A 9,164-nucleotide genomic window follows, 5' to 3' on the forward strand; every position below is an offset into this window, starting at 1 on the left:
GAAAATAGATTCCCATTACTGAAGATTAAATTTTTATCATATCTTTAGAAGATAATTCTTATTAAAAAACATAATATTTTGAATCATTCTTAAGTCGGTAATTCTTAATTAAACAACAAAAAGGTATGAAAAAACTATTGCAATTTATCGGTATTGCCCTATTAACGCTTTGTATGGCGTTTACTGGTGTAGACAAAAAGACGGTAGTAATCGATGTGGCGCACGGCGGTCAAGACAATGGCAGCACGATTGAAGGTTTTCAAGAGAAAGCGATTGCGCTTAACGTGGCCAACAAAATTAAGGCTCTTAATCGTAATTCGGCCGTAGAAATCATTTTAACACGAGAAGCAGATGAGTTTATATCGCTAAGAGATCGCGCTAAGCACATCAATAAATTACAACCCGATATGGTGATTTCGCTACACGTTAATCAACATACCAACACCAACAAGCAAGGAATAGAAATTTACCTTAGCGATGAAAATAAAGAAAGAGCAAAATCTGCAGATTTGGCCTCGAAGTTACTTTATGGCTTTGAGGATAAAAAAGTGGCCATAAAAAAAGCTGGTTTTTATTTGCTTAAACAAGTAGACTATCCTATCGCTTTGGTTGAACTTGGTTTTCTTTCAAATGAAAATGATCGCCAACTATTGACCAGTGAAAAAGGACAAGATGAACTTGCAACCAGAATTTTAAATGCGATTAGTGAACAATAATTAAAATGCACTTGCCTTGATTTTGGCTTTTGACCTTTAAAGATGTTCTAACTTTTACAGGTTTATCGGTGATGGCGATGACATAATTCATCACCCAATTAATATGGCGTTTCCCCTGGAGTAAGATTATCAAAGGCAAATTTGAATGGCAAAGAGGCTTAGGTACTTTTACGGTGAGTCAATTGGGTGTTAATAATGTGGTAGATTATATTAAAAATCAAGAAAATCATCATAGGAAGAAATCATTTAGAGAAGAATATATTGATTCTTTAAACGCTTATGAAATTGATTTTAATAGCGAATATATTTTTGCAGATGATTGATGTCACCCCTACGGGGTTATGGATATGGCACCCCTACGAGGTTACGGATATGCCGCCCCTACGGGGCTATTGATATGACACCCCTACAGGGTTACGGACGGGCGGGATTATGGAGTTGACGGGGTTATGGATATGCCGCCCCTACGGGGTTATTGATATGCCGCCCCGATGAGGCTATTAATATGGCGCTTTTCCAAAATCGGTGAAAATTCATGGGTATAACAAGGTCTTGTAACCAGAGTTACAAAACTTGTAAGTTTAGCCATGTATATTTGTACTCTAAAAGGTATATAAATGGAGCTATATGAGATTCTAGGTTATGCGGGCGCGCTAATTATCGGACTGGTTTTAGGGTTAATTGGTGGCGGCGGTTCTATTCTAACCGTTCCTATATTAGTTTATGCTCTTTCGCTTAACCCTATTATTGCTACGGCTTATTCTCTTTTTGTGGTTGGTATCACATCGCTTATTGGAGCAATAAAGAATATGTCTAAAGGTCTGGTTGATTTCAAAACCGCCATTATTTTTGCTATACCTGCCTTTATCGCGGTTTATCTTACCCGAGCTTTTTTAATTCCCGCCCTACCCGAGGAGCTCCTTGAAATTAACAATTTCACGCTTACTAAAAATTTGGCTATAATGCTCTTTTTTGCCATAATAATGCTTTTGGCATCTTTTTCAATGATAAGAAACAAGAAAGGAGAAAATGAAAAGGATGGACCTGTTTCTTATAATTACCCCCTAATAGTTGTTGAAGGCATTGTAGTGGGCGCCATAACCGGTATTGTAGGGGCTGGCGGCGGATTTTTGATTATTCCTGCGCTTGTACTTTTAGCGAAATTACCCATGAAAAAGGCAGTGGCCACCTCTTTGCTCATCATCGCCATAAAATCGCTTACCGGCTTTTTAGGCGATGTACAAAACTTAGACATTAATTGGCCATTTCTACTTAGCTTTTCGGGCTTGTCTATAGTAGGGATATTCATCGGTATATGGCTAAATAAATTCATTGATGGCAAGAAGTTAAAAAAAGCTTTTGGCTGGTTTGTTCTCCTAATGGGAATCTATATCATTTATAAAGAATTAGCGGCACAGGGTTTTTAATTAATAGACGCTCTTTCTTTTACAAGGATTCAAATTTCTAAAAACAATAAGATTAATTATAAACAAAAATTCAATTAAACTATGAAACTAGCACAGTTAACAAAATGCATCTCAATCGCTTTAATCGCCTTGTCTTCTTTGACCTTATCGGCGCAAAGCAGCAACCAAAAAGCTATTGATTTAGAAATGGTGAATGATTTGAATAAAACTCCTTATATGGCCCTAGGATTACAAAAAGAACGTCATATAAAAGGGGCTTTCAAGTTTTTTGATCGATTGCTGAAAAGTGAGGTTAACTTCGAAAATTTTGAAATTGTAATTTGGGGAGGTGTAGTAGCTGAATTAAAACAAGGTACTGATCTCTCTCGATTGATTGATACTAATCAACATCCGAAATTGCGCATAAGCGTTTGCAAACAAGCAATGAAAAGATTAAAAGTAACCGAAAAAGATTTGCCACAATCGGCTATTCCCGTTGAAAATGCCTTTTCAAGACTTTTGCAGATCCAGGCCAAGGGGTATAATGTAATCATCCCCTAAACACCAATTGCTGCTATAAAAGCGTTTTTTAAATAAGAATGAAGTGAGATTAAATGCTATTGAGAATAAGATTTTTTAAACCCGTCTTAACCGACGGGTTTTTATGTGTTAAAGGAATTTTAAAAATTTCACAATGTAACCTAAGTCACTCGCATTCTAAATTTTAGGGCTTATTTTTATAGTAAATTGAAAAAAGTATAGTTATGAATATTAAACAATTTGAATATAAACCTTTAGCGCATTACAGTTATGCTATTGTAAGCGATGGCAAGATGGCCGTTATAGATCCGGAAAGGAATCCTGAACAGTATTTTGAATTTGCCAAAGCCAATAATGCAGAAATAGTCGCAGTAATCGAGACCCACCCGCACGCCGATTTTGTGAGCTCTCATTTAGAGATTCATAAAGCTACGGGGGCCACTATTTACAACAGTGAAAAATTAGGTGCAGATTACCCTCACCAGGCTTTTGACGAAGGGGACAGCATAAGCTTGGGGAGTGTTAAGTTAAAGGCAATAAATACACCCGGGCACTCCCCCGATAGTATAACTATTGTGGCTACAGAAGCAAATGAAACTGCGCTATTTACAGGTGATACTCTATTTATAGGTGATGTTGGTCGGCCAGATTTACGCGAAAAAGCGGGGAATATGAAGGCCAAGCGTGAGCAACTTGCCGAGATGATGTATGAAACCATTCAACATAAGTTCACAGATTTACCAGACGATGCAGTAGTTTATCCCGCACACGGTGCAGGTTCTCTTTGCGGAAAAAATATGAGCGATGCAGCGAGCAGTACTCTGGGCAATGAACGTATGGGAAATTGGGCTTTTAAAAAGCAATCTAAAGAAGAGTTTATGGATACCCTACTCGACGGACAGCCTTTTATACCGCATTATTTTGGCTTTGATGTAGATACCAATAAAGTCGGAGCAGAAGATCTAAAACCTTCTATTGCAAGAGTCCCTTTTACCGAAAATGCAACCGCCGAGGGTATAATTGTAGATACCCGCGATGAAGCTAGCTTTAAAAAAGGTCATTTAAAAGGTAGTATAAACATACAAGCAGTATCTGAAAACGCTAAATTTGAAACATGGCTCGGTGCTGTAATTAAACCAGAGGAGACCTTCACCTTGGTAATTGACCGTCCTGAGCATAAAGAAACTTTATTGCAACGCGTAGCCAAAATAGGTTATGAGAAATTACTGGAGCAGGTTATTACCCTCTCAGATGAAAATTTAGAAAATACCGAACTATTAGATCTTACGGAATTCAAAGAAAATCTAGATCAATATACAATTGTTGACATACGCAATACGAGCGAGGTAGAAGAAGGTAAGTATTTTGAAAGTGCGCTTAGTTATCCATTGAATGAATTGAGAGAAAAAGCCAGCGAAATACCAACCGATAAACCCATTGTGGTTCATTGTGCCGGCGGTTACCGCAGTGCTACTGGTAGCAGTATTCTTCAAAAAGAATTACCAGGAACAAAGGTGTATGATTTAAGTGATGCGATAGAACAATTTAAAGACTAAACCAGTTGCTACTGAATTTGAGGTTATAATAATCATCTAGTATTTGTTGTTTATAAGTATTAGACACCCCCTATTTTGGTGAGCCAAATTATCCCGAAGAGCTTAGCTTTTCGGAATTTTTCATAAAAGCTGGAAGCCATTAGCTTCCAGCTTATAAAAATTCTACTTCAGGCTTTCTAAAAACTTCTTAAATTTTGGATCACTATAATCGGCCATTCCGGTGTGAGTCAATGCCAAGTTACCTTCGGCATCGATAACATAAGTGGTTGGCAGTGCCGAAGATTGAAACATGGAGGGTAGCTTACCCGCTGGCGCAAAAATAGGTAAGTTATAGCCTTTGCGTTTATCAAAAGCCTTGGCTTTCTCAAAATCTTTATCGAAGGAGAGCAGCACAAAAGCCACCTCATCGCCCATTTCTTCGTGTAAACTATTTATACTTGGCATTTCTGCAACACAAGGCGGACACCAAGTAGCCCAAAAGTTTAAAAATATTACCTTACCTTTAAACTCCTTCAACGATCTCCTGCTGCCGGCTGCATCTATAAAATCTAGGTTGTAATCTACTTTTTGAAGATTGCTCGCTTGAGATTTATCTTGTGTATTGGTCTGTTCTCTTTTTTCGGCAATTTCTTCAACATCGGGGTTCATTAAACCCGTAGCCAGCACACCTCGCTGAACAAATCCTATTACCTCGGTATGCCAACCAGTAGCGTACAAGCTTAGGCCGACCAAGGCAAAAATGGCATATTGCATCCACGTTTTTTTCGAGCTCTTTTTATTTTTATTCTTTTGCATAGTGTTTATTTAAATTGGTAATCTGTTTTTGGTACGGTTGAAAATGAATTTACCCCTAGGTATTCACAATAGGCCCTTCCTTCTAAAGTTGGCGAAACAGGAGAATTTTTTCTTAGGTATTCTTCTACTACATCGTGAATGGTATAGTCTTTTATTTCAACATCTTTAACGTTGGGCATTCTACAAAGATTATCTATAGGATCTCCTGGTCGAACACAAGCTGAGAGGGTATAGTATTTATCATCGATCATTGGCTCGCCATTTACCAAAATACTTTTTATACGTTTTCCTTTCTCGTTTTGGCTATCAAAATCGACTTTCATTCCTGAGAACCGAACCAACCACCCCCCAAATCTCTCGGTAGGATTTTGCGAAAAAGCATTATGCATTTCTTTTTCTAGCCAATCTTTAATTTGTTTACCTGTAGCCCTTCCTGTTTTTACCTTTTCATTTACAGGCAACAAGTTCCATAAGTTAGCTCTTGTAATAGGTGCAGGTTGACCGTTCTCGGGCACGATAGGATTTCCGAATCTAAAGCCGTTAGAAATAGATATATCTGCTCCTGTTTTCCATCTGGCCGCATCGGTAATCATATTATCCATCGGGTTTTCAACGGTTAGATACCGGTAAATAGGCGTTTGGGTATATCCTACTACGGTTTCTAAATGCTCTTTATAAGGCGCCTTGGCTTTTTCAACCAATTGTTGCATTTCTCTATCTGCTGGAAAAACTTCAGGATCTACCTCTATTAACTCGTACTCATCGCCTACCAGCTCGCCATCTACAAAATGCAATGTCAGCTTTCCTACAAACGAACCAAATGCTCCTGGCTCTGTTACTTTTGCATATTTTCCTTGTATGGGTTCGCGCACACGTTCGTGTGTATCATTCCCTAAGATATAGTCGACATTTTCGGCTATGGGATTATTGGCCAATTCTACTTGTTTAAAAATCCCTATATGGGTCACCAAGAAAAGTACATCTAATTTCTCTTTCTGCTTTAGCTCATCGATTTGTGATTTTAATTCTTTTGATAGACCGCTGAAAGCGATTCCCTCACTAAAAATTGGATTTTGACGAACGGGAACATCGGGATCATTAACACCCATAAAACCAATGCGTACGCCTTTAATCTCTTTAACAGAATAAGCAGGAAAAAGCGGTTCTTTACTATTATCATGGTACATATTCTGAGCAATCACATCGGTATCATAAGCATTCATCACATCTAGCATAATTTGCTTACCGTATACAACTTCCCAATTACCAGGAATAATTACATCATACCCCATTTCTTTAATGAGTTGAGGCATTACATCGCCATTAGAAAGCGCCGTATATCCGCTCCCCTGAATTAAGTCACCGCCATCTACAATAAGCGTTTGGTTAGGGTTTTTTTGACGTTCTTGATCAAAAAGAGTTTTAATATTAGCCAGGCCACCCCGATCTTTAAACACGATTTGCTCATTTTCCCAAAAAAGTTCTGGATGAGTATCGAGTTGCCCGTGAATATCGGCAGTTTGTAACACGCTTATTTTCAAGGTGTCTTTTGCGGGGTGGGCACTCTTGGTTGTTTTAGATTTTTCGGCTTTGCAAGAAACGGCAAACACCGCAAAGGCTACTAAAATAATAGCCGGTACTATATTTTTATTTAATAATTTCATGATGATTCGTATTTGATTTATATAAACTTATGCCTAGGAATAATTATAGATGATTTTGTGAAACTTATTCGACTTAAGCCTAATGGCAATATTGCATCCGCTATTAAGCGAAAACTATTAAAGGGTTATAATTACAATTTAGATTTAAATTTTATCAACCAGCGCTTGGCCAGGGGATATCGGAATTAAATCGTCTATAAGACAACTTGTTAAAATATACCTGCCTTATTTACAATCGTAAAAACAACCGCTTTATAAGCTGAAAATTTTCCTATACATTATTCAAAAGCCTTTTACTTATTTGCATTTTTCCCGCCTTTAGGCGAATAGTATTTTCGCCTATTGCTATTGACTAAACTTTACGGAAAAACGGATTTAAATAATTGGAAAAATTTTATGCCCAGCGGGGAGGCGGAGAATCGTTTTCTAAGTAACGATAAAGTAAATCTGTGGGAAAGTAATTACCCAGGGCGGCAATGGGTTCTAAAATATTTGTTTCCCAGGTGAAGAGATCAAATTGAAATGGGGAAGTACAAATACTGCTTAGCCCAACCTCTTGCATAGCATTTTTGTTTACCGACAAATAAGTTGCATCTTCGCTAGTTTTATTGGCTGCCCTTTCTTTTGCACAAAAAGTTTTCACCAGCTTAAACTCATTACCATTAAGTAATGTGTTTAATCCATTTGCATCTATGGCCATAAATTTTACCACAAACACAAGGTTCAATAAAATGGATACGATTGCTTTACTTTTCATGATGCTAGCAAATGTAGCATATTTTATGCAGACGCTTTGTAACTTATGTTACCCAACTTAAAAAAAGCGAATAGCATAATACACTATCTTTCATGCTCTCCTTACCGATTAAAAAACAAAAAACTACATAGCATTTCTTATTGCTTTGCCCAAAATTTGGGTTTATAGTTCTATTCCAATCCGTTTTAAACTTGAAAATTCTTAAAATTAAATTTTGACTATTGTAACTCTAGTTACTTACAAATCCAATTAAAAATACCATGTTTGTCAAAAAATTGAAAAATGGATTTAATTTATGAACCTTGGCCTTGGTATGTAGCCGGGCCTTTGATTGCCTTAGTGATGTTTTTGTTATTATTCCTCGGTAAAAAATTTGGAATGTCGTCTAACCTACGTACTGCTTGTACCATAGCTGGTGCAGATAAAGCAGCAGACTTTTTTAAATTTGACTGGAAAGCTGAGCGATGGAATTTAATGCTGGTACTGGGTGCTGCAATTGGTGGTTTTATTGCTTCTAATTACTTGAGTGATGGTAAAGTTGAAATAAACCCAGCGGTTGCTGAACAACTTGCTGAGGACTATCAGATAAATAGTGCGGGCGAAGCCTACTTGCCAACCGAAATCTTTGCGGCTGAAAACCTAAGCGACCCATCGAATATTATTATACTGCTTTTAGGCGGCTTGCTAGTTGGTTTTGGTGCGCGGTATGCAGGGGGTTGCACCTCTGGTCATTCTATTTCGGGGATGAGTAACCTTCAATTACCGTCACTTATCGCCACTATAGGTTTCTTTATTGGCGGCCTAATAATGGTACATTTATTATTTCCTTTAATCTTTTAAGCTATGCGTTACTTTATATATTTATTAGTTGGTGTTTTCTTTGGTATTTTAATGTTTAAATCGGAGGCTGCCTCTTGGTTTCGTATTTATGAAATGTTTCAATTTGGCAGTTTTCATATGTATGGCATTATGGGTTCTGCTCTATTTATTGGGGTGATTGGTGTTCAAATTATCAAACGCAAAAACCTCAAACCTTTGGGAGGTGGCGAGATGAGGTTGAAACCAAAAAATAAAGGTGTTGCCCGTTATTTAATAGGAGGTACATTATTTGGTTTAGGTTGGGCGCTCGCTGGGGCTTGTCCGGGACCTATGTATGTATTGGCCGGAAGCGGTTATTTTTCTATTTTGATTGTACTCCTAGGGGCAATCGCTGGTACTTTTCTGTATGGCTTACTTAAAAACAAGTTACCGCACTAATAGGCCTACCTATTGGATTTAACAACAAGCAGCTGGTTTAAATTATAATCGAGCTGCTTGTTTTATTTAACTTTATAAGATAAAAGGCTTTGTTTACGCGGTTTTTACGGATTGGTTTGACTATAAAAATATAGGAATGAGGTAAGATAATTAAGATTTTTATAGTACTAAATTTAAATCTAATAGCAGAGGTAAGAACTAGCATAGTAGGGTTGCCTTGCACATGTGCATGGTTATTGACAAGGGTTGATTAAGCAAGGTAAAGCAGTTTGTACTAATTTTTTGATTGATAATTATGAAATTAAATTATTTTACTACTCTTATATTAATTATTAAAAAGTATCTTTATCCGGAAATATTAACCTATAAAAGTGTATATTTGACTCGATATAACCAGTTGGCAAAAATACCTCGGAATGAAAAGCAAAGCGGAAAAATAATGAATCTGACTGCTTGAAAAGATGAAGTAAAAA

General features: G+C 37.2%; 10 protein-coding genes. 7 read left to right on the top strand and 3 right to left on the bottom strand.

The genetic code is table 11. From position 1 onward, the window contains the following. Positions 1–125: 125 nt before the first annotated feature. The 5 genes from FT993_RS06220 (at position 126) to FT993_RS06235 (ending at position 4,218) form a co-directional block, all read left to right on the top strand. Positions 126–716, top strand: a complete 591-nt coding sequence (locus FT993_RS06220) for an N-acetylmuramoyl-L-alanine amidase (RefSeq protein ID WP_147861677.1) — start codon at positions 126–128, stop codon at positions 714–716. A gap of 173 nt (positions 717–889) precedes the next feature. Beyond that, positions 890–1,039 carry a hypothetical protein gene (locus tag FT993_RS12290; protein WP_187240768.1) on the top strand — a complete coding sequence of 50 codons (150 nt, stop codon included), beginning with the start codon at positions 890–892 and terminating at the stop codon, positions 1,037–1,039. A 294-nt stretch (positions 1,040–1,333) separates the two neighbouring features. Continuing rightward, positions 1,334–2,143 carry a sulfite exporter TauE/SafE family protein gene (locus FT993_RS06225; protein ID WP_147861678.1) on the top strand — a complete coding sequence of 270 codons (810 nt, stop codon included), beginning with the start codon at positions 1,334–1,336 and terminating at the stop codon, positions 2,141–2,143. Positions 2,144–2,224: 81 nt separating this feature from the next. Beyond that, positions 2,225–2,683, top strand: a complete 459-nt coding sequence (locus FT993_RS06230; protein ID WP_147861679.1) for a DsrE family protein — start codon at positions 2,225–2,227, stop codon at positions 2,681–2,683. A 203-nt stretch (positions 2,684–2,886) separates the two neighbouring features. Continuing rightward, entirely contained in the window at positions 2,887–4,218 is a 1,332-nt protein-coding gene (locus FT993_RS06235; protein ID WP_147861680.1) for a rhodanese-like domain-containing protein, read from the top strand. Positions 4,219–4,380: 162 nt separating this feature from the next. Here FT993_RS06235 and FT993_RS06240 read toward each other — a convergent pair whose 3' ends face one another. From FT993_RS06240 to FT993_RS06250, 3 genes are all read right to left on the bottom strand, one after another. Next, entirely contained in the window at positions 4,381–5,013 is a 633-nt protein-coding gene (locus tag FT993_RS06240) for a TlpA disulfide reductase family protein (protein WP_147861681.1), read from the bottom strand. 5 nt (positions 5,014–5,018) lie between these two features. Further along, a complete protein-coding gene (locus tag FT993_RS06245; protein ID WP_147861682.1) occupies positions 5,019–6,677 on the bottom strand; it encodes a bifunctional UDP-sugar hydrolase/5'-nucleotidase in 1,659 nt (552 codons plus the stop codon). 394 nt (positions 6,678–7,071) lie between these two features. Beyond that, positions 7,072–7,434 carry a hypothetical protein gene (locus tag FT993_RS06250; protein ID WP_147861683.1) on the bottom strand — a complete coding sequence of 121 codons (363 nt, stop codon included), beginning with the start codon at positions 7,432–7,434 and terminating at the stop codon, positions 7,072–7,074. Between the two features lie 282 nt (positions 7,435–7,716). On the opposite strand from FT993_RS06250, the gene FT993_RS06255 reads away from it, so the two are divergent. Both FT993_RS06255 and FT993_RS06260 read left to right on the top strand, forming a co-directional pair. Then, positions 7,717–8,274 (top strand): YeeE/YedE family protein, encoded by a 558-nt coding sequence (locus FT993_RS06255; protein WP_147861684.1) that lies wholly within the window; start codon positions 7,717–7,719, stop codon positions 8,272–8,274. Between the two features lie 3 nt (positions 8,275–8,277). After that, positions 8,278–8,691, top strand: coding sequence for a DUF6691 family protein (locus FT993_RS06260; RefSeq protein ID WP_147861685.1), 414 nt, complete (start codon positions 8,278–8,280; stop codon positions 8,689–8,691). Positions 8,692–9,164: the final 473 nt, after the last annotated feature.

The sequence above is a fragment of the Mesonia sp. HuA40 genome (genome assembly GCF_008017835.1).
GTDB lineage: Bacteria > Bacteroidota > Bacteroidia > Flavobacteriales > Flavobacteriaceae > Mesonia.

What these genes read in the sequence shown, in the direction of transcription:
- FT993_RS06220 (WP_147861677.1), top strand. Translation starts at nt 126, where the DNA reads ATGAAAAAACTATTGCAATTTATCGGTATTGCCCTATTAACGCTTTGT.
- FT993_RS06225 (WP_147861678.1), top strand. Translation starts at nt 1,334, where the DNA reads ATGGAGCTATATGAGATTCTAGGTTATGCGGGCGCGCTAATTATCGGA.
- FT993_RS06230 (WP_147861679.1), top strand. Translation starts at nt 2,225, where the DNA reads ATGAAACTAGCACAGTTAACAAAATGCATCTCAATCGCTTTAATCGCC.
- FT993_RS06235 (WP_147861680.1), top strand. Translation starts at nt 2,887, where the DNA reads ATGAATATTAAACAATTTGAATATAAACCTTTAGCGCATTACAGTTAT.
- FT993_RS06240 (WP_147861681.1), bottom strand. Translation starts at nt 5,013, where the DNA reads ATGCAAAAGAATAAAAATAAAAAGAGCTCGAAAAAAACGTGGATGCAA.
- FT993_RS06245 (WP_147861682.1), bottom strand. Translation starts at nt 6,677, where the DNA reads ATGAAATTATTAAATAAAAATATAGTACCGGCTATTATTTTAGTAGCC.
- FT993_RS06250 (WP_147861683.1), bottom strand. Translation starts at nt 7,434, where the DNA reads ATGAAAAGTAAAGCAATCGTATCCATTTTATTGAACCTTGTGTTTGTG.
- FT993_RS06255 (WP_147861684.1), top strand. Translation starts at nt 7,717, where the DNA reads ATGGATTTAATTTATGAACCTTGGCCTTGGTATGTAGCCGGGCCTTTG.
- FT993_RS06260 (WP_147861685.1), top strand. Translation starts at nt 8,278, where the DNA reads ATGCGTTACTTTATATATTTATTAGTTGGTGTTTTCTTTGGTATTTTA.